The sequence below is a fragment of the Grimontia celer genome (genome assembly GCF_900055185.1).
Lineage (GTDB): Bacteria > Pseudomonadota > Gammaproteobacteria > Enterobacterales > Vibrionaceae > Enterovibrio > Enterovibrio celer.
Window position 1 is genome coordinate 1 of record NZ_FIZX01000082.1, and the last position, 524, is coordinate 524.

The 524-nt window shown below is 47.7% G+C and carries 1 protein-coding gene; it reads right to left on the bottom strand.

The annotated features are described in order from the left end of the window. Nucleotides 1–524: aconitase family protein (locus tag GCE9029_RS25535; RefSeq protein WP_269449291.1), on the bottom strand; the 524-nt coding region annotated here is incomplete at both ends.

The window sequence follows — 524 nt, forward strand, 5'->3', positions numbered from 1 at the left end:
TCTCTTGTTGGATTTTAGGGTCCAACGCCCCACTCATTCCGTTACAAGTCGTACACGCATAACCGACGATACCAAAGCCTAATTGTTCCAGCTCAGGAAGCAAACCTGCAGACTCAAGATAGAGCTTGGCAACTTTAGAACCCGGTGCAAATGAGGTTTTCACCCATGGCTTTCGAACTAATCCAAGATGATTGGCTTTTTTAGCGACCAAAGCAGCGGCGACGAAATTACTTGGATTACTGGTATTGTTGCAAGACGTAATCGCCGCAATGATCACGGCGCCATCTGGCATCTGGTCGTCGGAATATTGTTCAGCGTGCTGCTCTTTCCAAGATGCTTGACTGATTCCTTGCTTGGCAAGTTCGCTGGTTGGCAAACGGCGATGAGGATTGGATGGCCCTGCAAGGTTGCGTTCAACTTTAGACAAATCAAACTCAAGCACACGTTCGTATTGGGCGGACTCTAAGTCATCAGCCCACAGTCCGGTTTGCTTAGCATAAAGCTCAATTAACTCAACCTGTTCA